This window comes from Ancylomarina sp. 16SWW S1-10-2 (genome assembly GCF_009669305.1).
Classification (GTDB): domain Bacteria; phylum Bacteroidota; class Bacteroidia; order Bacteroidales; family Marinifilaceae; genus Ancylomarina.
In genome coordinates this window covers 353,871-376,537 of the sequence record NZ_SADB01000001.1, presented here as the reverse complement: position 1 = coordinate 376,537, position 22,667 = coordinate 353,871, and the positions used below count along the sequence as shown (strand labels likewise).

Sequence of the window (22,667 nt, the reverse complement as noted above, 5' to 3'; positions counted from 1 at the left end):
GATTCTATTTATATCGAATTAAACTTAAGTTATTCTTGAATAGATTAATGATTTATTCCTAAAGGGGATAAATGTAAATATTGAAAACATGAAGATGAAGAGAAAACCAGATTGGTTAAAAATTCAATTGCCTAAGGGCGACGATTACGCATATGTAAATGGAATTGTTCGCGATCATGGTTTGCATACTATATGTTCTAGTGGAAAATGTCCAAATGTAGGAGAGTGTTGGGGAAATGGTACGGCAACTTTTATGATTTTAGGAGATATTTGTACTAGAGCTTGTAAATTTTGTAATGTAAAAACGGGTAAGCCGCTTGCTGCTGATTGGAAAGAACCTCGTCGTTTAGCAAAATCTATTAAGCTGATGAAGCTCAAACATGCTGTTGTTACTTCAGTAGATCGTGATGATCTTGATGATGGTGGATCTGGCATTTGGGCTGAAACGATTAAGGAAATTAAAAAGAATAATCCCAATACAACTCTAGAAGTTCTTATTCCTGATTTTAATGGGAAGAAAGAAGATATTCAGCGAGTAATAGACGAAAAACCAGAGGTCATTTCTCATAATCTAGAGACTGTGCGACGATTAAGCCCTGAGGTTCGTAGTCGTGCTAAATATGATTTGAGTTTACAGGTTTTAAAGCAAATTTCTGATAGTGGTATTGTTGCTAAGTCTGGTATTATGCTTGGAATTGGTGAAACCGAAGAGGAAATTTACCAGGTTATGGATGATTTGTTGGCCGTGGGCGTTAAGGTAATGACCATTGGACAATATCTACAACCAACTCGTCAGCATTTAGCGCTTGAGGAATATATAACTCCAGAAGTCTTTAAAAAATATGAAACTGTTGGACTGGAAAAGGGATTTTCATTTTGTGAGAGTTCGCCTTTAGTGAGGTCTTCATATCATGCAGAAAAACATGTACGAGCTCTAGATTTAAAGGATTTAGGTAATAAATAAGTTTTGATTTTTACTTAGTATAAATAATAAAAACATTTTTTAAGATGAGTAAAGTAACTGTATTTCGTGATTTGTCTTTAATAGATTATATGGAAGCTTGGGATTATCAGGAAGAGTTATTTGATGAAGTTTTAAAATCGAAACAAGCTAATGCTGATTTGCCTCTAGAAGAAAAGAAATTAAGTAATAATTATCTCTTATTTTGTGAACATCCACATGTGTATACAATTGGCAAAAGTGGTAAGGAACAGAATATGTTGTTAAATATGATTCAGTTACAAGCTAAACATGCTACTTTTCATAAAATAAATAGAGGTGGTGATATAACTTATCACGGACCTGGACAAATTGTGGGTTATCCTATTCTAAATTTGGAGACTTACGATATGGGAATAAAAAAATATATCGATAATCTTGAGCAAGCCGTTATTAATTGTATTGCTGATTATGGTTTAGAAGGTCATCGCCTGAAGGGAGCTACAGGAGTTTGGCTAGATATTGATAAACCTACTGTTAGAAAGATTTGTGCGATAGGTGTTCGTGTAAGTCGGTGGGTAAGTATGCATGGTTTTGCTTTTAATGTGAACACAGATTTAGATTATTTTGGATATATAAATCCATGTGGATTTCAGGATAAAGGAGTTACTTCTTTGAAAAAAGAGTTAGGTAAAGAGCTTGATATCGAGGAAGTAAAACATAATTTGAAAAATCATATTGCTAACTTGTTTGATATGACGTTTAAAAATGAGTAATTTTCCAATCTAAAGATTGAACTATGGATAAAAGATGGGTAATCAATGAGCCAGGAGATGAGGAGACGATTGCTTTGCTTTCTAAATCATTGGGAGTTGATAAGGTTATTGCTGATTTGCTCGTGCAAAGAGGAATTGAAACTTTTGACGAAGCAAAGGCATTTTTCCGACCAAATCTCAAAGATCTACATGACCCATTTTTAATGAAAGATATGGATAAGGCTGTGACTAGATTAGTTACAGCCTTAAACAATCAAGAACGTGTTATGATATATGGTGATTATGATGTTGATGGTACAACATCAGTCGCTTTGGTTTATTCTTTTTTAAAAAAACATTTCGATTATATCGATTATTATATTCCTGATCGTTATTCGGAAGGCTATGGTATTTCATTAAAAGGGATCGATTTTGCTGCCGAAAGTAATGTGACGTTGGTTATTGCATTGGACTGTGGTATTAAAGCCATGGATAAGATAGCTTATGCTAATGAAAAGGGCGTTGATTTTATTATCTGCGATCATCATACTCCTGATGAAGTATTGCCTAAAGCTGCGGCAGTACTTGACCCAAAACGTGTCGATTGTGAATATCCTTGCGATTGTCTTTCTGGTTGTGGTGTTGGTTTTAAGCTAATGCAAGGTTTGAGTCAGCAACAAGGGTGGCCATTTGATGATTTAAAAAGTTTGCTTGATTTAGTTGCTGTAAGCGTCGCTTCAGATATTGTTCCAATCGTTGGTGAGAATCGAATACTTGCTCATTTTGGTCTTATTCAATTAAATCAACATCCGCGCTTAGGTCTTAAAACAATAATGAATTTGTCTGGCGTTAAAACAGACTTATCGGTTAATGATATTGTTTTTAAAGTAGGGCCACGAATTAATGCTGCCGGACGAATGCAATCTGGACGACATGCAGTTCAGCTTCTTATTGTTGAAGAAAAAGATGCTGCGGTATTGATCGGTGATACGATTAATACAATGAATGAAGATCGTAAAGAATTAGATCATTCGATTACCGATGAGGCTCTTGAATTACTACGTAAAGCTGAGAAAACAGGATCAAAAAAGAGTACTGTTTTATTCGATAGAAATTGGCATAAAGGCGTTATAGGTATTGTAGCTTCTCGAATGATTGAGAACTATTATCGTCCTACTGTTATTTTAACTGAGTCGAATGGAATGGCAACAGGATCTGCTCGATCGGTAGATGGTTTTGATTTGTATCAAGCCATTTCGTCGTGTAGTGATTTGTTGGAAAATTTTGGTGGACACATGTATGCTGCCGGATTAACCATGAAGCTTGCAAATGTTGGTGAATTTGCGAAGCGATTTGAGGATTACGTTCAAAATAATATTTCTGATGATATGCTAGTTCCTCAAATTAAGATTGATGCTAGAATAAAACTATCGGACATTACACCTAAATTTTTCCGTTTACTTAAACAATTTGAACCTTTTGGTCCGAAAAATATGACACCCGTTTTTGTTAGCGAAGAAGTCGTAGATTATGGACGTTCAAGACAAGTTGGTAAAAAGAAAGAGCATCTAAAGTTATCTGTTGTAGATGATATTCGAGATACTATTGTTATGAGTGGTATCGGATTTCATATGGGTGATATGTATCCTAAAATTTCGAATGGTACGCCTTTTAATATTTGTTATTCATTGCAAGAAAATGAATATATGGGTAAGGTCGAAACTCAAATAATGATTAGGGATTTGAAACTATCCTAAAACTTTTCAACGAGATTTTTTAATTCTATCTCTTTTTTTTTCTCAATATAAGGAATAATATCATGCATGAAAGCGTGGAATTCGGTTTCGAGTGCCTCATAATTATCCAATAGAATATGTATCGCAAAATTTGTTTTATCTGGTAGACTGGTATGTCGAACCATAATGTTTAGAGCTGTTCTTAATCCTTCAATTTCAGCATAGGTTTCTAATCTTCGGCTTTTAATAAGAAAGGGTAGAAACATTTTTACCTTCTTTGGAAGAATTAAATAGTTTTTAATCAGCACTTCGTGGCAATGAGATACAAATTTAGGTAGTGTTTGTTTGTGATACATTTCCCAATTCTTAGCTAAAAAATGATCGTAGATTAAATCTGTAATCACTGCCGCATATTTTCTGTAATCTTCTCTAAAATATTGTCCACTTTGTCGAACTATTGGATGTGTATCGGTATAAAAATCGATAGATCGATGAAGAAGTATGCCTTTTTGAATTTCTGGCTTATAATTTTCATGTTTTTTTCCTTTTACATAGTCGCCCATAAAGTTGCCGACCATTATTTTTTCAGATTCACCAGAGAGGAAAAGATGTGCTAAGAAATTCATTGTGTCATTTTAAATACCATATGAAGATAGGGTTTCAAATTAAAATATGACAAAACTTAAGCTTTTTTAATCATTCAAAAAACTTCTGATTTTTTAGGGATACATAAAATATTGAATTTGAAATTAAAAGTCAAGTTTTATCAGCTTGTTTAGCAACATTCTTGATATGAGTGTTTTAAATTTCGTCATCTTTAATTAAAGTGATAAATTTATAATAATAAAGCTTATTATTCTATTGATAATTTTTATGAATGAGTATTAATTAAACAAATGGAGGTATAACATGGCAATTAAGAAGGTAATTATTATTGGTGCTGCAGGTCGTGATTTTCATAATTTCAACACTTATTTCAGAAATAATTCTCATTATAATGTCGTTGCGTTTACTGCAGCTCAAATTCCTGATATTGATGGACGTAAGTATCCTAAAGAACTTGCTGGGGAACTTTATCCTGAAGGGATTCCAATTTTTGCGGAAGCGGAATTAACGCAGCTGATTAAAAGGCATGAAATTGATGATTGTGTTTTTTCTTATTCTGATGTCTCGTATCAGAAGGTGATGACTATGAGTGCTATTGTTAATGCTGCTGGAGCTAATTTTAAGTTATTAGGTCCAAATGATACCATGATTAAGAGTTGTAAGCCTGTAATTGCAGTGGTGGCAAGTCGTACTGGGTGTGGTAAATCACAGACCTCTCGTACGGTTATTGAAGAGTTAATGAGTAAGGGTTTACGAGTTGTTGCTATTCGTCATCCTATGCCTTATGGCGATTTATTTGCTCAAAAAGTACAACGTTTTGCAACTATTGACGATCTAAAAAAACATAAGTGTACAATTGAAGAAATGGAGGAATATGAACCACATGTAAGTCGTGGTAATATCATATATGCAGGTGTTGATTATGAAGCTATTGTTAGAGCTGCAGAGAAAGATCCTGCGGGTTGTGATGTTATTGTTTGGGATGGAGGAAATAATGATTTCTCTTTCTATAAACCAGATTTGACAATTACCGTAGTTGATCCACACCGACCAGGTACTGAGTTGTCTTATTATCCAGGTGAAGTGAATTTACGTTTAGCTGATGTTGTTGTTATTAATAAAATGGATTCTGCATCGCCAGAAGGTATTCAAACGGTACGAGAAAACATAGCTATGGTCAATGCTAATGCTATTGTGATAGATGCTGCTTCACCAATATTAGTTAATAATCCTGATATCATAAAAGGGAAGCGTGTTTTGATAGTTGAAGATGGTCCTACGCTAACACATGGTGGAATGAAGATAGGTGCAGGAACTGTTGCTGCTCGTAAATTTGGAGCTTCGGAGGAGGTAGATGCTCGTCCTTATTTAGTAGGTAAGCTTAAGGAAACGTATGAGACTTATCCAAATATTGGAAGTATTTTACCTGCAATGGGGTATTCCGATCAGCAATTGAAAGACTTGGAAGCAACCATAAATGCATGTGATTGTGATTCTGTGATTATTGGAACACCAATTGATTTGACTCGAATCATAAAAATTAATAAACCCTATACGCGCGTTTATTACGATTTAGAGGAAATAGGATACCCAAAAGTATCTCATATTATAGATCAATTTATAAAAGAACAGAAACTAAAGGGGAAAAACTTTAGTTAGGGTAAAGTTTAAACATCAAAAAGGGAGCGCATTTGCACTCCCTTTTATTATTTAATTTTTTTGTGAAATTACTTGACTTCACTTCCTTTAATACCTTTAGATTTATCTGGCAAAATAAGGTTTAAGATAACACCTACAACTGATGCTAAACCAATACCTGCAAGAGAGAAAGTTCCATATGTAATTTGTGCACCACCGATACCAACTGTTAATATTATTGAGATGATAACTTGATTTCTAGTTTTACCAAAGTCAGCTTTAGCATCAATAAGTGTTCTGATACCAATACTAGCAATCATACCAAATAAAAGAAGCATAATACCACCTAAAACGGCTTCGGGTATCGTTTTTAAGAAAGCACTTACTTTTCCTATAACAGAAAAGCAAATAGCTGTTATAGCTGATATTCTTAAAATAGTTGGGTTTGTAATTTTAGTTAATGCAATTGCACCTGTAACTTCTGAATACGTTGTGTTTGGTGGTCCACCAAAGAATCCTGCGAAAGCAGTAGCAATACCATCACCTAAAATAGTACGATGTAAGCCGGGGTTCTTAACAAATTCTTTATTGGCAACACCGCCAATTGCGTACATATCGCCAACGTGCTCAATAACTGGAGCAACAGCAACTGGTAGCATATATAGAATAGCTCCCCAAGAAAATTCTGGTCTTACAAATTCGGGTAAAGCAATCCATGAAGCTTCTTGAATAGGTGTGAAATCGACAGCACCTAGGATTATAGAAAGAATATACCCAACAATAATTCCACAGAAAATAGGAATCAGTTTCATCATTCCCTTTGCGTATATAACAATTAATATAGCAGTAAGTAGAACTACTGAAGCAATTACCCAATTGGTTTTAGCCATGTTTACAGCAACAGGAGCGAGTGAAAGACCTATAATCATGATAACAGGTCCGACAACAACAGCGGGAAAAATTTTCTCAATTACTCGAAGTCCCCAAACTTTAATAATACCTGATACAATACCGTAAACCACACCAACTGCAATAAGACCTGATAGAGTTCCTGCGAAACCATAAAGTTCCGTTGCGGCAACAATAGGTGCAATAAATGCAAAACTACTGCCTAAAAAAACAGGAACCATACCCTTTGTTATCAAATGAAAGATAAGGGTGCCGACTCCTGCTGTGAATAGTGCTACTGCCGGATCGATACCGACAAGAAGGGGAACAAGTACTGTTGCTCCAAAAGCAACAAATAAGAATTGTACCCCTAGTACAATTTTCTTTGTGGGACTTTGGTAGTCCACATTCGAATTTTTTGATGAAATCATAAAATGGTTTTAATTGTAATACAAACTTGGCAAAGATAGTAAGGACGATAAGATTCCCAAATATAAATTTTACTTAGTATTAAGATTTTATCTTATAGGTCTTTATAAAATCACTTTTATGAGGCCTATTGTTGTGATGATATAACTGATTTATGGTTAGTGTACTGTTGATTCTTGCTTTGTTAATCATACTAAGTAGTCTGTTTTTATATAAATTTTTCTACTTTTGTTACTCGGAATTTTTCGTGAGTAAAATCGTATATTTGTATCCAATATAAATTGGAATTTAAATTTTAAATTAACCAATGATAGTTCACACTGACTTAAAAAATTTTTCAGCCTTAAATCCTGTTGTTACTATTGGTACGTTTGATGGAGTGCACCTTGGACACAAGAAGGTGATTGAACGTCTTAAGAAATTAGCAAAGGATGTTAATGGTGAGACTGTTATTTTTACTTTTTATCCACACCCTCGTTTAGTATTAAATATAAATAACGATGAGTTGCGGTTGATTAATACGCTTGAAGAGAAAAAAATATTGTTAGAGGCTGCTGGTGTTGATCACTTGGTGATTTATCCATTTACAAAGGAGTTTTCTAAGCTTTCGTATACCGATTTTGTTGAGAAAATTTTAGTGGACCAAATTGGAATGAAATACTTGGTTGTTGGTTATGACCATAAATTTGGACACAATCGTAAGGGCACCTATGAAGATCTTAAGGTTTATGCAGATAAATTTGATTTTAAGATTGAGCAATTGAAGGTTTTAAATATAGATACGATAGAAGTTAGTTCTACTAAAATAAGACAAGCTATAGCTGATGGTGATATTGAAACAACGAATAAGTATTTAGGTCATCGTTATTTTATAAAAGGTCTTGTTGTTGATGGCAGAAAACTAGGGCATAAGATTGGTTTTCCAACAGCAAATGTTGATCCTCAAGAGAGTTATAAGCTCGTTCCTAAAGATGGTGTTTACGCTGTTAAGGTTGAGGTTGATGACGTGATGTACAATGGTATGCTAAATATTGGGTTTAGTCCAACTGTTAATCATCAAATGGATAATCGTTCTATTGAAGTCAATATTTTTAATTTCGATCAGAATATCTATTACAAAAGCATTAGTGTTTATTTTTATAAGCGTATTCGAAGCGAGCAAATGTTTGATGGAATTGATGCCTTAAAGGTTCAATTAGCAAAAGACAGAGACACCGTTTCGGAATTACTTAAATAGAATTATTTCGAAATTTGAAAATATTAAAGCCGCTAGATAACTAATATCTAGCGGCTTCCTTTTGGTTTATTGATTCAGAAAATTATTTGTATAATCTTTTTCAAATGTCGTTTTAATTCTCATTCCATAAAACGAACGACAAACAAAGAAGTTAGGACTGAAGAATGCAAAAGCTAAACTCAAGATAACAGCGAAAATATTCTACATATCTGTTTGGGCATATTGCGTACAAATTTTCACCATATTTTTAGAGTCCTCAATATCAGCCTCGGTGCCAGAAGTGGGCCAAATATGGGTAGTATAAATGCTTTTTTCATAGTTTATTCAGTTAGTTTTTTGTTGATTAGTAACTGAAAATATGCATTATTATTAAACTGAACCAGACGATTTTATTAAAATTGAGGAAGTTGAAAAATTTAGAAATTGTTGAGTGCCTTGGTTTTTATGTCTTTAGTATGTGAGGCTTAGGTTTTTGCTGAACATTTTAAAATAAACGTCTCTCTAAACTATTTTGAATATTGAGATTTAGAATTTATTTGAATTAGAGTTTTTTTAATTTCGAACTCTTATTGTTGCGTGGTTGCCTAAAGAATAAGTCGACGTTTTGTATGTTTTTAGAGAGTATCGAGCTACTGATCCAGAAAAAGGCTCTCCAACTTGTAATATGTTGAATTTGCTATCGCAATCTGGGCAGACAGCAAAGTTGCCATCAAGTTCTAAATGGTTATCTGATTCCACGTCATTAGTACAGGTTGCATCGAATGCAACGATACCATCATTTAAGTGAACGAGAATAATACCATGATTTTTATAACCAACTTTTGAAATTCCAATAGTTTCTTCATCTAGGTAAATACAATTATTTTCAGCACCAAGTTTATTTTCATTATCATGGTAGGTGAAATCTACAAGTGTATATGGAACTATTTCATCAATATCAGTACCCTTACTACACGAAGAAAGGTCTATCAATATAAATAGAAATAGGAAAAAAAAATGTAAATTTGACTGTCTCAGTTTCATAAATATTGATTTTATGGAGTGGATATAAAATTAGGAATAAATATTACAATTATGAAAGGTGATTGGGGAAATATACTTTATATCGTATTAATGATTGTGTTTGTTATTTTCGGTGCTCTTAAAAAGAAAAAGCCTGTAAATATACCACAAGCCGATGACGATCTTCAACCAGAGGGTAAGTTATCTACTAGCGTAGAGCATATTTTTGATTCTTTATTGGGAGGAAATGTTTTCGAAGCTGAGCAAGAACATCCTTATGGGGTGATGCAAGATGAAATTGTAGAGGATAAAATTGAAGAAATACCAATAGATAAAATAAAAAGAGAACCTATAAAATACAGATCTCCAGCAATAAAGGAGGTGGAAGATGATGAGTTTGAAGATGATGATGAGATTGACTGGAAACAGGCTATAATTTATAGGGAAATATTAGATAGAAAGTATATCTAATTAAAAATTTCAGTACTTTTATATTAACGTCAGAGTTAAATTATAGGTGCATTAAGTTTAATTGTATATATTTGCACCTGAAAGAGTTCCGCAGTGTTGGGATTCTTTTTGTTTTTATATCGAGTGAGCAATGAATAGATTATTTGGTATAACAAAAGAATAAAATAAACGATAGAAAATAATACGAGGATTTATGTCTAAATATTCATATATAACCGAAGACGGTTTTAAGAAATTAAAAGCAGAATTGGATAAATTGCAAACCGTTGAGCGTCCTGAGATTTCAAGACAAATTGGAGAGGCTATTGATAAGGGTGATTTATCAGAGAATGCTGAGTACGATGCGGCAAAAGAGGCACAAGGATTACTTGAGGCTAAAATTTCACGATTGAAAGGAATTTTGATAAATAGTCGTATTATTGATGAGAGTAAAATTGATACATCTAAAGTTCAGATGTTGAATAAAGTAACGATTAAGAACACTAAGAATGGTGCTGTTATGACTTATACTTTGGTGTCTGAAACTGAAGCTGATTTTAAGAAAGGTAAGCTGTCGATTAATACACCTATTGCTAAGGGCTTAATTGGTAAAGTTGTTGGTGATGTTGTAGAAATTACGGTTCCTAATGGTGTAATTCCATTTGAAATTATCGATATTTCAATATAATTTGTACTCTATACAAAGCTTAAATAAAAAATAAAAGGATGTCAACAATATTCACAAAGATTGTAAATGGTGAGATTCCTTGCCATAAAATTGCTGAAGACGATAACTATCTTGCTTTTTTAGATATAAACCCATTAGCTATGGGACACACGTTAGTGATTCCAAAGGCAGAAGTGAGTTATATTTTTGATTTGGAAGATGATGTTTATGTAGGATTGACTTTATTTGCCAAGCGCGTGGCTAAGGCTATAGAAAAATCGGTTGAATGTAAACGAATTGGTGTTGCTGTTATTGGACTTGAAGTGCCTCATACGCATATTCATTTAGTGCCTATGAATGCACTTGGTGATTTAGATTTCTCTAATCCAAAATTAAATCCTTCACAAGAGGAATTATCTGAAATGGCTGAGACAATCCGTAAGAACTCCGATCAAGTCAACTTAAATGGCTTTTATAGATACTAGTAGACGCTATTGGTACGTACTGAAAAAGCCTTAAAAATATAAAAAGCCGTTAAAAGGAGATTCAATTTCCTTTTAACGGCTTTTTTTATATAAATGTTTCGTCCTAATATGTAGATATTTAGTGTATTCATCGTAATTGTCGAACTAAGAAGTAACATTATAATCTCACTTTTGGTTTTCAAAATGAGAGGTTTGGTATGTCTACCTTTTGTGTGACGTTTTTTCTTGAAATTTATTATTTAACTCGACCTGGGTTTTGTTTTACAAAATCGGACCAAGAACTTGCTTTTTTTGAGCCTAGAAGAGGATTTGCTTGAAAGAAATGACAAAGTGCAATGGCTATGGCATCGGTTTCATCAGAGTTAGTTGGGAAGTTCGGTAGGTTAAAATAGTGATCCATAATGGTTGCCATTTGTTCTTTCGATGCTGTACCAGTACCTGTAACCGCTAATTTAATTTTACGAGGAGCATATTCTGTAATTGGAATGTCACGTTGAAGAGCTGCTGCAATACAGACTCCCTGAGCTCGTCCTAGTTTCAACATTGATTGTACATTCTTGCCAAAAAACTGAGATTCAATAGCTAGTTCATCTGGTTTGTACTCATCAATGACTTGAAGAGTTCGTCTGAATATACGCTGTAGTTTTAGATAAGGATCGCCCAATTTTTTTAAATCTAAAATACCCGAAACTAGTATGACTGGCTTTTTCCCTATGACTTTAAGTAGAGCGTAACCCATACAGTTTGTTCCTGGGTCAATACCCATTATGATTCTATCCTTGTTCAAATTTATTGTTTTTTAGATGTAATTTTTTGAAGAAGTATGCCAATTATAATAATCGCAAGACCTATCCAAGTGCTAAGGTATATAGATTCCCCGATAATTAAATGAAGTAGGAAAAGGGAAATAAAAGGGCTGAGAAAAACTAGATTCCCAATTTTATCCATACTACTTGTAAGTTTCATTGCTTTTAACCAAAAAATATAAGCTATACCACATTCTATCAGTCCAATGTATATTGCCGCAGTTATACTATTAGAATCGGGTAGGGTTATTTTACCGAAGAAAGCCAAAGTAATTAGGCTAAAAATAAGGCCGAAAACAAAGTTCAAAAAAAGTTTGTGAGTAGCCTTGCGTTCATCTTTTGTATTAAAAATCCAGAATAGAGACCAAACTATAGAGCTTCCCAAAGCTAAAATAATTCCCCATGTGTTGGGAGATTGAATGCTCGTGAATGAACCTTTGTTTGCAATGATGATAACTCCAATAAAGCTGAGTAGAATACAAGCTATGCTTTTTAGTCCAATTTTTTGTTTAAGAATTGGAATAGAAAGAAGAACGAGAGTTATGGGCCAAATGTAATTTAAGCTAAGCGCTAATTGTGCCGATAATAAAGAGTAGGCCTTAAATAGTATAAGGTAATAGAGAAACGGATTGAGAAAGCCTAATAGTGCAGACTGAAGTACAGCAGATTTGGGTGTACTCCATATTGCTTTTAGTTCGCCATTAAAAATGAGTATTGTCGTAAATAGGATCGTAGCGGTAGCAGATGAAATACCTAATAGATGAAGGTAGTCCATTCCATTAAGGGCAATTTTAAATGCTGTAGCAACGGTTGACCATAATAAAGTTGCAGTTAATGCAAAAATATAGGCTTGGCTTTGTTTCTTCAAAACTTCAGAACTGAATTAAAATACAATTAAATATTTGAAATTAATGTCTTATGCCGTGTTCAAACATTGTAGTTGAAAAAGTAAGGATATTTGTTTGGTACTTAGCCACAAAAATAGCTTTACATCTTGGTTCAAAATCTTGGCGATATTTATTAAGCTGGGCTTCGTTTTTGAAGAATAATTGTAAAGAATAGGTTTGGCTACCATCTTCTTGCTGCACCATAACTTTACAAAAATAATTATTTGTAAATGTTCCCGTTTCCTTAATTAATGGAATAAATTTTTCTTTTATCCATTCACAAAATTCCCCTTCAATTGAACTATGTAGAATGTAACTTGTGTTGTAAATAATCATTGTAAGTAAATTTATAATCTGATATTAATTGGTGATTTTATTCCTAATGCGTGCGTACTTTTCACGTGCCTTAACAGAATATATGCTTTCAGGATAATCTATAATTATTTTTTTATAGTTGGCATCACTCTCTTTAATTCTATTCTGAAGTTCGAGTAGTAAGGCTTGTTTAAAAAGAGATTTGGCGGCTAAGTTTTCGTAAGGATGTTCTTTTATAATGATTCCTAATTCTTTTATAGCCTCTGTATAAAGATGTTTTGAATTGTCTATTTCATAGAGCCTATAATGCACTTCGTCGCTTAAGCTGTGTCCAGGGAAAGCTTCGAAAAAATCATTTAGCATGATTTTAGCAGAATCAGTTTTATTCTGGAAAATTAAAAAATCAGCTTTAGCAAAATATTTCATTGCCGAATAAGTAGAATCAAGTGTTGTGTTGTCTGCAATAAGTTGAGATAAGTCTAGTGCGTCGTTAGCAATAAGTTTTGATGTACTTCCCTTTAAAACATCTAATTGTGCTTTTGCCCAATCGAATTCTCCCAAATAATAGGATACCTTGGCTTTTTGTAATTTAGCCTCATAACCAATTGGGTTATTTTTATTTCCCGTTTCAATTTGAGAATAAAGTAAGATGGCATCCCATTTCTTATTTTCAAGTAAATTGATATTAGCTAGTTCTAATTTAATATTAGCCTTATCACCAGATCTGATGTTTCGATTTTCCAAAGCTGTTTTAAGTTGTGCTTTGGCTTTATCAATTTTGTTTAGTTTAAAAGCGCTTAAATGTGTAAATCTAATTAATGTGTAAATCGATTGATTTATGTTTTTTAAGTTATCAAAATAGGTTGCGTAATCTTGATAAAGAGTTTCCCAGTCTTTAAGTTGAGTATCAGGTTTTGCTTCGAGATATAGATGTTTGTTTTCTAGATTTCCAATTTGAGCGATACCGTATAGCTTTAAATTATTTCCTTGAATAACTACTTCGTAGCATTTTTGAGCTGTGATGTAATCTTTGTTGTTGCTAGAAGTTTTAGCAAGTTGTATTAGTTTTTCGCCACCATTATTTTTGAGAAGGTCTATTGATTGAGCAAGAGAAAAGGCAAGTTCAAATTGTTTTTTTTGAGTATAATACCACAGTAGTAATTCTTTGTAAACTAGATTATTTTTGTTTGATTGAACTTGTGAAATTAAGTTGGTCTTTAGTATTTGATCTAAATCTGAGTTTATATCCTGAGAAAGAGTAGATTGTAATTGACTCTGTATTTGTTGAAGTTTCTCTGGCGAAACCGATAAAGCCATCATATATTCATCAACCATTAATTTAAAATTGCGTTGATATAAGTAGATATTCGCAATTTCAAAATGGAATAAGTGGTTTTCTTTTAAAGCCAATCGTCCTTTTTTGTAGGTTTTTATGGCTAGTTCGAATTCGCGTTTAGCCCTTAAAGCATTGGCAACACTAATATATTCTCGTTTGTTTGGAATAATATTATAAATGGTTTTATTGTACTGCTTGTTGGCTTTATCTGCATCACCCGATTCCTTGTAAATATACCCTAACTCTATCTGAAAGAGCCTATCATCGGGATGTTTACGAATTTCTTTTTTTACAGATTTTTCGGCTTCTGAATAATTTTCAAGTTTTAATAAACAAGTTATATAATAGGTGTAATAAGTTCTTGATTGGGTTGTTTGATAGAGTTCATTAAAAATGCTAGAAGCAGCCTCGAATTCTTTATCTCTGAAGTATCGATATGCCAACTGGCTATTTCTTTCTTGTGCAAATGACAGGGAAGGAATAATTAAGCATATAACTAACAGATATAATATATACTTCTTCAAGAGATAGAATTAAGTGAGGTTAATTATTTCTAATACGAACTTAATCAAAAATATAAAAACCCGAGAGAAATCCCTCGAGTTTTAAATAGGTATATTAAAATCAATTGCTTGATTAAAACTTAGTCAATCATATCGAATCCTGTAAAAGGAATTAAAGCTTTAGGAATTCTAATCCCTTCAGCACACTGATTATTTTCTAAAAGAGCAGCTAATATTCTAGGTAAAGCTAATGCGCTACCATTTAATGTATGAGCTAGTTTCGTTTTTTTCTCATTCTTTTCTTTAAAGCGTAGTTTCAAACGGTTTGCTTGATACGATTCAAAATTAGAAACAGAACTAACTTCTAACCATTTGTCTTGAGCTGCAGAGTAAACTTCGAAATCGAACGTTAGGGCAGAAGTAAAACTTGTATCGCCACCACATAAGCGTAATAAACGGTATGGTAATCCTAATTTCTTAATAAGACTTTCAACATGAGCAACCATTACTTCTAAAGTCTCATACGATTTATCAGGATGTTGAAGTTGAACAATCTCAACTTTGTCAAACTGATGAAGACGATTTAATCCACGAACATCTTTACCGTAAGAACCTGCTTCACGACGGAAACAAGCCGAGTAAGCTGTGTTTTTAATAGGGAAGTCTTCAGCTTTTAAGATCACATCACGGTAGATGTTTGTAACAGGAACTTCTGCTGTAGGAATCAAATATAAGTTGTCTTCAGTGGCATGATACATCTGTCCATCTTTATCAGGAAGTTGACCTGTGCCATAAGCCGAAGCTTCATTTACCATCAATGGAGGAATAACTTCTTCGTATCCAGCTTTGCGGTTTTCGTCAAGAAAAAAGTTGATTAAGGCTCTTTGTAGGATAGCTCCTTTACCTCGGTAAAGAGGAAAACCAGCTCCTGTAATTTTATTTCCTAATTCAAAATCGATGATATTATATTTCTTTGCCAATTCCCAATGAGGTATAGCACCTTCATATAAATTTGGCATTTCACCTTCGGTTCTTTCAATCACATTATCCTCTTCACCTTTACCAGCTGGTACTGATGGATGAGGAATGTTAGGAATTTTAAGAAGTAAATCATGTAGTTCAGCTACTGTAGAATTCATTTCTGTATTTAATGTTGAAATGGATTCTTTCAACTCTCCAGTTTTAGCTTTAGCAGTATTTGCTTCATCAGCTTTTCCTGATTTAAATAGCATACCAATTTCTTTTGAAAGGCTATTCATTTCAGCTTGAGTGCTATCTAGTTTAGCTTGAGTGGTTTTTCTTACTTCATCCAACTCAATAACTTGATTGATAATTTGAGTAGCATCGAAATTTTTTATGCTTAAAGCCTTAATGGCTTCTTCTTTATTCTCTTGTAAGTATTTTAGACTTAGCATGTGATATCTATTGAATATGATTATTCTCGAATTAAATGGAACTTGTATTGAGTACCTCGAGACTTTTTACTAACAATTGGTAAAAATAAAAAAATCTCCTGTCTTTACATGAAATAAAGAGAGGAGATTTAAATATTTTAATGCTAAATAAATTATTCAGCAATAGGCTCAATAGAAACATATGATCTGTTGTCTCTTTTCTTTTTGAAAACCACTGTACCTGCTGTTAAAGCAAATAATGTGTGATCTTTTCCACAACCTACGAATTCACCTGGGTTATGAACTGTTCCTCTTTGACGAACAATAATACTACCAGCTTTGGCAGCTTGTCCACCGTAAATTTTTACGCCTAATCGCTTACTTTCGGATTCTCTACCGTTTCGTGAACTACCGGCTCCTTTTTTATGTGCCATTTTTAGATATTTTTAAGGATTAAGCAAAGATTTCTTCAATCTGAATATGAGTAAGATTCTGACGGTGACCGTTCAGTTTTCTGTATCCTTTTCTTCTTTTCTTTTTGAATACTTTAATCTTATCAGCTCTCATATGTGAGATTACTTTAGCGCTAACTTTAGCACCTTCAATAGCTGGAGCTCCAACTACTATTTCACCATCTTTGTCTAACAAAAGAACTTTGGCGAATTCTACTTGTCCACCTTCTTCAGTTTGAAGTCTGTGAACAAAAATCTTTTGGTCTTTTTCAACTTTGAATTGCTGACCAGCGATTTCTACAATTGCGTACATTATTCTACAATTTTCGGTTTATTCCTGAAGGTGGGTGTTTTAATACATTCAAAACATCCTCTTTTCGAACCTCCAATGGAAATGTTTTCGGACTGCAAAAATAGAAAACAATAATTGATATACAAAGTTTTAAAGTGAAAACATTGTGTTTTGAGCCATACTTAAAATAAAATGATTCAGATGTTTATCTTTATTTGTGTTTTTATATGAAAATGATATGTTTTATAATGTTGTCTTGAGGTATAAAGGATTGCGACTTGAGTTTAAGTTTATATTTAGTAAATTGCTACGTCTATATTGTGCTAATTGAGCTTTTAAGATACAAGTTTAATTGTTAATGTTCTCGGGATGAGTATATAATTTGGATGCGTTCCAGAAACAGAAGTCAGAAAACAATTTATATATTTGTTAATATAATTAGTTGAATAATAATTTTAATGAATTTTATAGGATTCGTTTAGTTCTTTTGTTTATTTTTATGATATGTCGACTTGTTGATTGAATAGGTGTTGAAATTAGGAATTACTCATGGGAAAAATCAGATTAAATATACTAGGATTATCATATAGCCAAACTCAAACGGGTGCATATGCATTGGTTTTAGCTGAGGAAGATGGGGAGAGAAGAATCCCAATTATTATAGGAGGGGTAGAAGCTCAAGCAATAGCTATCCAATTGGAAGAACTGGAACCGCCTCGTCCTTTAACTCACGATTTATTTAAAAGTTTTGCTGTTGCCTTTTCAATTAATATTGTAGAAGTTAATATTTATCGATTACACGAAGGTATTTTCTATTCCGAATTGATTTGCGAAAGTGGTAACAATAGAGTTCGAATTGATTCTAGAACTTCAGATGCTGTTGCAATTGCTCTCCGATTTAAATGTCCAATTTTCACAAGTGAAGAAATTATTGAAAAGGCAGGAATCTCTTTAAAAATTGAAGGAGAGTCTGATGATTCGAAAGTTGCTCCTGAAAAAGAAGTTAAAACAACATCGGCGCCTCGAAAGCCCGATCCATTTGAAGCTTATTCTAAGTCTCAGCTCCAAGAATTGCTCGATACTGCAATTGGAAATGAAGATTACGAAAAAGCGTCACAAATACGTGATGAATTAAATAAGAGATAAGTTAATACGATATCTCTATTCAGAAAAAAAACCTGAAAGAATATGAACCGATTAGGTTCTATCTTTCAGGTTTTATAATTTAATCGGTAAAGATTATTATAATGATTGTCTTATTTACTGATTGATTTTATCAATTACTTCAGGATTGTGTTTATGCTTAAAGAATATTGCAAAGAGTACTGCTATTATTAGAGAATAAATAGCGAATGTATTCCAAATATCCATCCATATAAAATTACCTTCGTTGGAAGTGAAAAATTCGCCTATAATGATACCACTTACCCAAGAACCGACAATTGCACCGAATCCATTAGTCATCATCATGAATAAACCCTGAGCACTTGATCGTATGCTTGGGTCACATTGTGTCTCAACAAAAAGAGAACCTGAAATATTGAAGAAATCGAAAGCCATTCCATAAATAATACATGATAGAATAATCATCCAAAGTCCTCCTGATGGATCGCCATAAGCAAATAGTCCGAATCTTAAAACCCAAGCAACCATACTTATAAGCATCACTTTCTTAATCCCAAATTTCTTTAGGAAGAAAGGAATAGCAAGAATGAATAGGGTTTCAGATATTTGAGAAATAGACATGATAATAGTCGAATATCTTATAACAAAAGAATCTGCATACTCAGGAATTTTTCCAAAATCAGACAGAAATGTATCTCCATACATATTTGTTAGTTGTAAAGCTGCTCCTAAAAACATTGAGAATACGAAGAATAAAGCCATTTTGCGATTTTTGAACAACTTAAATGCGTTCAAACCCAAGGTTTCTACAAGTGAGGTGTTTTTTTGACCATTATTTTGTGGTTTACATGCTGGCATGGTAAATGAGTATGCTGCCAGAATGAAAGAAGCAATGGCACCAATATAAAATTGATTTTCTGTCGCTTTTGATCCTGTTAAATTAGTTACCCACATGGCTGCAATAAAACCAATAGTTCCCCAAACTCTTATGGGAGGGAATACTTTAATGACATCGTATTTATGATTTTTTAGAATTGTGTACGAAATGGAATTCATTAAAGCGATGGTTGGCATATAACAAATCATAGCCAATAAAATGACCGTGATAAATAAAGTTGGATCATCTACCTGAGGAAGATAAAGTAATGCTGCGCCGCCTAATAGGTGAAGAATACCATATAATTTTTCAGCATTCATCCATCTGTCAGCTATAATTCCAGTAAGTGTTGGCATAAACAAGGATGAGATTCCCATAGTTGAGAAAACGGCCCCAAATTCTTGTGGTGACCAGCCCTTATTTCCAAACCAATAATTAGCAATGGTTATTAACCATGCTCCCCAGATAAAAAACTGAAGGAAGTTAAATAGTGTCAATCGACCTTTGATTCCCATAGTGAGTTAAGTATAATTAGAAGTTAATGTGTTTAGTTCAAATTTAATGCTTTAAACGGTGTTTAGCTACTATCTGCAGGCGTGTAGATATGCTCTTGATTTAGGATTTTTGGTTGTTAAGTAGTGAGAAAGGATAGTAATGATTCCTTTCAATATAAAATAATGATTGGTTGTTTTTACCCCCTATTATTGTATGACTTCAAAACTAATAAAAAAAATAGAAATAGTCCTTAATATATTGTTTGTATTGATTTTACTTTTTTGTGTAAATATCTACGGAATACTTTTATATGTAACCTATTTTTAACAGATATAAATTCTCATAACTTAAAAGGCTTGATTTTATTAAGTGTGTAGTTGTTTGTGTATGAGTATTATGGATAAATTTAAACCTTCTTTGGAAGAATTTAAACTTTTAGCTTATAGGTTAGAGTTATACTTGCAAGAGAAGAAAATTCCGTTTTACGCAAAGGTTTTAATTTTTTTTATTTTGACCAGATAAGTGAATCGAGAAGGCGCAGAACCTTACTTTAAAATGTTAAGATTAAATAGGTAAACGGATTTTCTGAAAAGTTCAAAAGAAAAGTAAGCTTGTAAAATCAAGAGGTGAAACTTTAAATTAAGTAATACTAAATATCTTTTTACATATTATAATTATGTAGTTCATCAGCCAAATTGTATTAACCAAAGTGAATGAAAGTAATGTTAAAAATAAATCGATTTCCCCTATTAATTACATGTTGTCTTATGACTATTTTATCTGGTTTTGCACAGAATAATCCAACGAATGAAGCGCCCAATTTAAAAGGCAAAAAAATACTGATTGTATATGGTGGTTGGCCTGGACACAAGCCAAAAGCTTTTGTCGATAAAATTACGCCTTGGCTACAAAAAGAAGGCGCTGAGTTGACAATCTCTGCAAGTTTAGATTCTTATACCGATGAAAAATTGATGTCAGAAACCGATTTGGTAATTCAGTCGTGGACCATGGGAAAGATTAGCGAGGAACAAGTAAACGGATTGTTAAAAGCGGTTCGAAATGGAACAGGTTTGGCAGGCTGTCATGGTGGTATTGGTGATTCTTTTCGCGAAAAAGCGGAGTATTTATTCATGGTAGGTGGACAATGGGCTGCGCATCCTGGCGGTAAAATTAATTACGAAGTAACTATTTGTGATGTTGAAGATCCAATTACAGAAGGATTGAGTGATTTTAAAGTGGAGGATACCGAACAGTATTACATGTTGGTAGATCCCAATTCGAAGGTGCTGGCAACAACAACTTTTACTGGGGAGAACAGTTCGTGGATTGATGGAGCCGTAATTCCAGTTGTTTGGAAAAAGTATTATGGAAAAGGACGGGTTTACAATTTAACGATTGGTCATGAGCCTAAAGATTTTGATAATCCATCGGTATGGACGATGCTAAAACGAGGATTTGCTTGGGCTGCCGAAAGTAAATATCAAGCCAAAGAGAATTTAATTTCGCCAGTTTACAAGTCCAAAGATTAACCGAAATAAGTTAATCAGATAAAAATAGCTCATTCTTAATAGTTAGAAAAAGATGAAAAAAATATACCTCGCATTTGTATTGTTTACAATTGCCGTAACAATAAATGCACAGAATTTAATGGATTATAGTTGGGAAATTCTAGAAACCAGTGGTGATGTGGTAGGACGTCACGAGAATGCTTTTGTTGAATTTAATGATCAGTTTTATTTGATTGGGGGCAGAGGAATTAATCCTGTGAATGTGTTCGATCCGGTAACGAATACTTGGGAAACGAAAGGCAAAACACCAATAGAACTGCACCATTTTCAGGCTGTGGTGTACAAAGATGCAATTTACTTGGCTGGTGCTATGACTGGGCCTTACCCAAAGGAGATTCCTTGTAAATACATTTGGATTTATTATCCGAAGCAAGACAAATGGGAAAAAGGTGCTGAAATACCTCTTGAAATGAGAAGAGGTGGAGGTGGTGTCTTTATTCGCGATCATAAAATTTATAGGGTATGTGGAATTGAATACGGACATACCAGTGGCACAACAAACCTTTTTGATACCTACGATTTAGAAACTAATAAATGGGAAAGTTTAACCAAAGCCCCACATGTTCGTGATCATTTTTCAGCCATTGTGGTAAATGATAAATTGTATTGCATTGGCGGAAGAAATACCAGTGTGCATTATAAAGATAATTTTGGCGCATTCTTTTCTGCGACTATTCCTTTTGTCGATGAATATGATTTTGAATCGGGTAAATGGTTTACGCATAAAAATACGCTTCCTGTGCCCACCGCAGCAGGTGGAATTGTTACCGTAGACAATAAAATCATTTATATGGGAGGCGAAGGAATGAGCAAAAAAGCATATGCCGAAACGCAATGTCTTGATTTGGAAACCGGAGAGTGGCAATTATTAGCTCCTTTACAAATAGGCAGACATGGAAGCAATGCAATTTACTACAATAACAAAATCTATTTTGCTGCTGGTAGTTATAAACAAGGTGGTAGTAATATGAACTCAATCGAAATTTTCACCATGAAACCGTGATGTGTCAATTAATTGGTTTGACATACCTGTGTGGTATATGATTTAAATGAAATCCAGATGAAACAATTTGTTTTATCTGGATTTATTTTTTCAGTATGAGTTGGCAGTATGGGTAAAAAAGATGAATCAATATGTACAAGGTAATGGTTCCAATCAAGGTAAGTGATCTAAGATCATGTGCGATTATCGAAAACAATTTATCTTTTACCAGATTTACTTCCATAATTCGTCGTGCTGTAATTTAATTTCTTTTGATTTCTGCGATAGCAAATTGTTTTCTAAACCACCATCTTTCCCAAATTGTGTGTGCGATTTCTATTATTAGACAACTACCTGTGGTGTTCCATAAACCATCATTATCGATGTTTTTCCTTGAAAATATTGGTTTTAAACTAAGTGTTGATGAAACAACCCTAACCATTGGAGAGCTTTATACGATAACTACTAATAAAGTAGCTAAAGATCGCAAAGGCGTACCGATTGTTATAATTCAAGGTCCTCAATCTTAAAATATCAGATCAATCTTAAGAGGAATACTGAGATTATTATGTATATAGTGCATCTATCTAACAATTTTGTGATAACTATAATTGATTAGGGGGAAGAATTAAGTGATTTTTTTATCGAATTGGATATTATTTCGGTTTATTTACTCTGATTTTAGTAGCTGATTAATGAATTATGTGTCTTTTATGTATCAGTAGTATAGTTGTTTGGAAGAATTTAAACCTTCTTTGGAAGAATTTAAACTTTCAGTTTATGGGTTAGAGTTAAACTTGCA

Annotated in this window: 23 protein-coding genes; 12 read left to right on the top strand and 11 right to left on the bottom strand. The window is 33.3% G+C overall.

From position 1 onward, the window contains the following. The first annotated feature begins 67 nt into the window (after window positions 1-67). Genes lipA through recJ form a run of 3 tightly spaced genes read left to right on the top strand, consistent with a single transcriptional unit; the run spans window position 68 to window position 3,452 of the window. Window positions 68-964: a lipoyl synthase gene (lipA, locus tag EMN46_RS01635; RefSeq protein ID WP_368667484.1), complete on the top strand. Its 897-nt coding sequence runs from the start codon at window positions 68-70 to the stop codon at window positions 962-964. Between the two features lie 44 nt (window positions 965-1,008). Beyond that, window positions 1,009-1,716 carry a lipoyl(octanoyl) transferase LipB gene (gene lipB, locus EMN46_RS01630; protein WP_154198922.1) on the top strand — a complete coding sequence of 236 codons (708 nt, stop codon included), beginning with the start codon at window positions 1,009-1,011 and terminating at the stop codon, window positions 1,714-1,716. Between the two features lie 23 nt (window positions 1,717-1,739). Then, window positions 1,740-3,452 (top strand): single-stranded-DNA-specific exonuclease RecJ, encoded by a 1,713-nt coding sequence (recJ, locus tag EMN46_RS01625; protein WP_154198921.1) that lies wholly within the window; start codon window positions 1,740-1,742, stop codon window positions 3,450-3,452. Here the strand turns inward: recJ and EMN46_RS01620 are convergent. After that, the gene (locus tag EMN46_RS01620) at window positions 3,449-4,057 is read right to left on the bottom strand and encodes an ACP phosphodiesterase (protein ID WP_154198920.1); all 609 of its coding nucleotides are present in this window, start codon (window positions 4,055-4,057) and stop codon (window positions 3,449-3,451) included. The two genes, recJ and EMN46_RS01620, sit on opposite strands and share 4 nt — an antisense overlap. A 283-nt stretch (window positions 4,058-4,340) precedes the next feature. Between EMN46_RS01620 and EMN46_RS01615 the strand changes: the two genes are divergently transcribed. After that, window positions 4,341-5,696, top strand: coding sequence for a cyclic 2,3-diphosphoglycerate synthase (locus tag EMN46_RS01615; protein ID WP_154198919.1), 1,356 nt, complete (start codon window positions 4,341-4,343; stop codon window positions 5,694-5,696). A 68-nt stretch (window positions 5,697-5,764) separates the two neighbouring features. On the opposite strand, the gene EMN46_RS01610 is transcribed toward EMN46_RS01615, so the two are convergent. Further along, window positions 5,765-6,994, bottom strand: a complete 1,230-nt coding sequence (locus EMN46_RS01610; protein ID WP_154198918.1) for a uracil-xanthine permease family protein — start codon at window positions 6,992-6,994, stop codon at window positions 5,765-5,767. 305 nt (window positions 6,995-7,299) lie between these two features. Between EMN46_RS01610 and EMN46_RS01605 the strand changes: the two genes are divergently transcribed. Further along, complete coding sequence (locus EMN46_RS01605; RefSeq protein ID WP_154198917.1) at window positions 7,300-8,229, top strand: bifunctional riboflavin kinase/FAD synthetase; 930 nt, start codon at window positions 7,300-7,302, stop codon at window positions 8,227-8,229. Between the two features lie 552 nt (window positions 8,230-8,781). Here EMN46_RS01605 and EMN46_RS01600 read toward each other — a convergent pair. Continuing rightward, a complete protein-coding gene (locus EMN46_RS01600) occupies window positions 8,782-9,252 on the bottom strand; it encodes a hypothetical protein (protein WP_154198916.1) in 471 nt (156 codons plus the stop codon). An 18-nt stretch (window positions 9,253-9,270) separates the two neighbouring features. Between EMN46_RS01600 and EMN46_RS01595 the strand changes: the two genes are divergently transcribed. The 3 genes from EMN46_RS01595 to EMN46_RS01585 all read left to right on the top strand — a co-directional run bounded on the left by EMN46_RS01595 (window position 9,271) and on the right by EMN46_RS01585 (window position 10,833). After that, window positions 9,271-9,702: a hypothetical protein gene (locus EMN46_RS01595; RefSeq protein WP_154198915.1), complete on the top strand. Its 432-nt coding sequence runs from the start codon at window positions 9,271-9,273 to the stop codon at window positions 9,700-9,702. Window positions 9,703-9,895: 193 nt separating this feature from the next. Continuing rightward, complete coding sequence (gene greA, locus EMN46_RS01590) at window positions 9,896-10,369, top strand: transcription elongation factor GreA (RefSeq protein WP_154198914.1); 474 nt, start codon at window positions 9,896-9,898, stop codon at window positions 10,367-10,369. A 38-nt stretch (window positions 10,370-10,407) separates the two neighbouring features. After that, the gene (locus EMN46_RS01585) at window positions 10,408-10,833 is read left to right on the top strand and encodes an HIT family protein (RefSeq protein ID WP_154198913.1); all 426 of its coding nucleotides are present in this window, start codon (window positions 10,408-10,410) and stop codon (window positions 10,831-10,833) included. 235 nt (window positions 10,834-11,068) lie between these two features. Here the strand turns inward: EMN46_RS01585 and ruvC are convergent, their stop codons facing one another. From ruvC to rplU, 7 genes are all read right to left on the bottom strand, one after another. Continuing rightward, window positions 11,069-11,620, bottom strand: a complete 552-nt coding sequence (gene ruvC / locus EMN46_RS01580; RefSeq protein WP_229130235.1) for a crossover junction endodeoxyribonuclease RuvC — start codon at window positions 11,618-11,620, stop codon at window positions 11,069-11,071. Window positions 11,621-11,622: 2 nt separating this feature from the next. Beyond that, the gene (locus EMN46_RS01575; protein WP_154198912.1) at window positions 11,623-12,507 is read right to left on the bottom strand and encodes a DMT family transporter; all 885 of its coding nucleotides are present in this window, start codon (window positions 12,505-12,507) and stop codon (window positions 11,623-11,625) included. A 40-nt stretch (window positions 12,508-12,547) separates the two neighbouring features. Further along, a complete protein-coding gene (locus EMN46_RS01570; protein WP_154198911.1) occupies window positions 12,548-12,862 on the bottom strand; it encodes a DUF4286 family protein in 315 nt (104 codons plus the stop codon). Window positions 12,863-12,886: 24 nt separating this feature from the next. Beyond that, complete coding sequence (locus tag EMN46_RS01565; protein ID WP_154198910.1) at window positions 12,887-14,701, bottom strand: hypothetical protein; 1,815 nt, start codon at window positions 14,699-14,701, stop codon at window positions 12,887-12,889. A 119-nt stretch (window positions 14,702-14,820) separates the two neighbouring features. Next, entirely contained in the window at window positions 14,821-16,095 is a 1,275-nt protein-coding gene (gene serS / locus EMN46_RS01560) for a serine--tRNA ligase (RefSeq protein WP_154198909.1), read from the bottom strand. Window positions 16,096-16,247: 152 nt separating this feature from the next. Next, on the bottom strand, window positions 16,248-16,508 hold the full coding sequence (gene rpmA / locus EMN46_RS01555; protein ID WP_154198908.1) for a 50S ribosomal protein L27: 261 nt from the start codon (window positions 16,506-16,508) through the stop codon (window positions 16,248-16,250). A gap of 19 nt (window positions 16,509-16,527) precedes the next feature. Continuing rightward, a complete protein-coding gene (rplU, locus tag EMN46_RS01550; RefSeq protein WP_154198907.1) occupies window positions 16,528-16,839 on the bottom strand; it encodes a 50S ribosomal protein L21 in 312 nt (103 codons plus the stop codon). A gap of 528 nt (window positions 16,840-17,367) precedes the next feature. Between rplU and EMN46_RS01545 the strand changes: the two genes are divergently transcribed. Beyond that, the gene (locus EMN46_RS01545; RefSeq protein ID WP_154198906.1) at window positions 17,368-17,964 is read left to right on the top strand and encodes a bifunctional nuclease family protein; all 597 of its coding nucleotides are present in this window, start codon (window positions 17,368-17,370) and stop codon (window positions 17,962-17,964) included. 114 nt (window positions 17,965-18,078) lie between these two features. Here EMN46_RS01545 and EMN46_RS01540 read toward each other — a convergent pair whose 3' ends face one another. Then, complete coding sequence (locus EMN46_RS01540; protein ID WP_154198905.1) at window positions 18,079-19,335, bottom strand: nucleoside permease; 1,257 nt, start codon at window positions 19,333-19,335, stop codon at window positions 18,079-18,081. A gap of 747 nt (window positions 19,336-20,082) precedes the next feature. Between EMN46_RS01540 and EMN46_RS01535 the strand changes: the two genes are divergently transcribed. The 3 genes from EMN46_RS01535 (at window position 20,083) to EMN46_RS19610 (ending at window position 22,395) form a co-directional block, all read left to right on the top strand. After that, a complete protein-coding gene (locus EMN46_RS01535) occupies window positions 20,083-20,844 on the top strand; it encodes a ThuA domain-containing protein (protein WP_154198904.1) in 762 nt (253 codons plus the stop codon). Window positions 20,845-20,896: 52 nt separating this feature from the next. Then, a complete protein-coding gene (locus EMN46_RS01530) occupies window positions 20,897-21,886 on the top strand; it encodes a galactose oxidase (protein WP_154198903.1) in 990 nt (329 codons plus the stop codon). Between the two features lie 335 nt (window positions 21,887-22,221). Continuing rightward, window positions 22,222-22,395 carry a hypothetical protein gene (locus EMN46_RS19610; protein WP_195715157.1) on the top strand — a complete coding sequence of 58 codons (174 nt, stop codon included), beginning with the start codon at window positions 22,222-22,224 and terminating at the stop codon, window positions 22,393-22,395. The last annotated feature ends 272 nt before the right edge of the window (window positions 22,396-22,667 follow it).

Coding starts and splice junctions, on each gene's coding strand:
- lipB (WP_154198922.1), top strand. CDS start 1,009: ATGAGTAAAGTAACTGTATTTCGTGATTTGTCTTTAATAGATTATATG.
- recJ (WP_154198921.1), top strand. CDS start 1,740: ATGGATAAAAGATGGGTAATCAATGAGCCAGGAGATGAGGAGACGATT.
- EMN46_RS01620 (WP_154198920.1), bottom strand. CDS start 4,057: ATGAATTTCTTAGCACATCTTTTCCTCTCTGGTGAATCTGAAAAAATA.
- EMN46_RS01615 (WP_154198919.1), top strand. CDS start 4,341: ATGGCAATTAAGAAGGTAATTATTATTGGTGCTGCAGGTCGTGATTTT.
- EMN46_RS01610 (WP_154198918.1), bottom strand. CDS start 6,994: ATGATTTCATCAAAAAATTCGAATGTGGACTACCAAAGTCCCACAAAG.
- EMN46_RS01605 (WP_154198917.1), top strand. CDS start 7,300: ATGATAGTTCACACTGACTTAAAAAATTTTTCAGCCTTAAATCCTGTT.
- EMN46_RS01600 (WP_154198916.1), bottom strand. CDS start 9,252: ATGAAACTGAGACAGTCAAATTTACATTTTTTTTTCCTATTTCTATTT.
- greA (WP_154198914.1), top strand. CDS start 9,896: ATGTCTAAATATTCATATATAACCGAAGACGGTTTTAAGAAATTAAAA.
- EMN46_RS01585 (WP_154198913.1), top strand. CDS start 10,408: ATGTCAACAATATTCACAAAGATTGTAAATGGTGAGATTCCTTGCCAT.
- EMN46_RS01570 (WP_154198911.1), bottom strand. CDS start 12,862: ATGATTATTTACAACACAAGTTACATTCTACATAGTTCAATTGAAGGG.
- serS (WP_154198909.1), bottom strand. CDS start 16,095: ATGCTAAGTCTAAAATACTTACAAGAGAATAAAGAAGAAGCCATTAAG.
- rpmA (WP_154198908.1), bottom strand. CDS start 16,508: ATGGCACATAAAAAAGGAGCCGGTAGTTCACGAAACGGTAGAGAATCC.
- rplU (WP_154198907.1), bottom strand. CDS start 16,839: ATGTACGCAATTGTAGAAATCGCTGGTCAGCAATTCAAAGTTGAAAAA.
- EMN46_RS01545 (WP_154198906.1), top strand. CDS start 17,368: ATGGGAAAAATCAGATTAAATATACTAGGATTATCATATAGCCAAACT.
- EMN46_RS01540 (WP_154198905.1), bottom strand. CDS start 19,335: ATGGGAATCAAAGGTCGATTGACACTATTTAACTTCCTTCAGTTTTTT.
- EMN46_RS01535 (WP_154198904.1), top strand. CDS start 20,083: ATGACTATTTTATCTGGTTTTGCACAGAATAATCCAACGAATGAAGCG.
- EMN46_RS01530 (WP_154198903.1), top strand. CDS start 20,897: ATGAAAAAAATATACCTCGCATTTGTATTGTTTACAATTGCCGTAACA.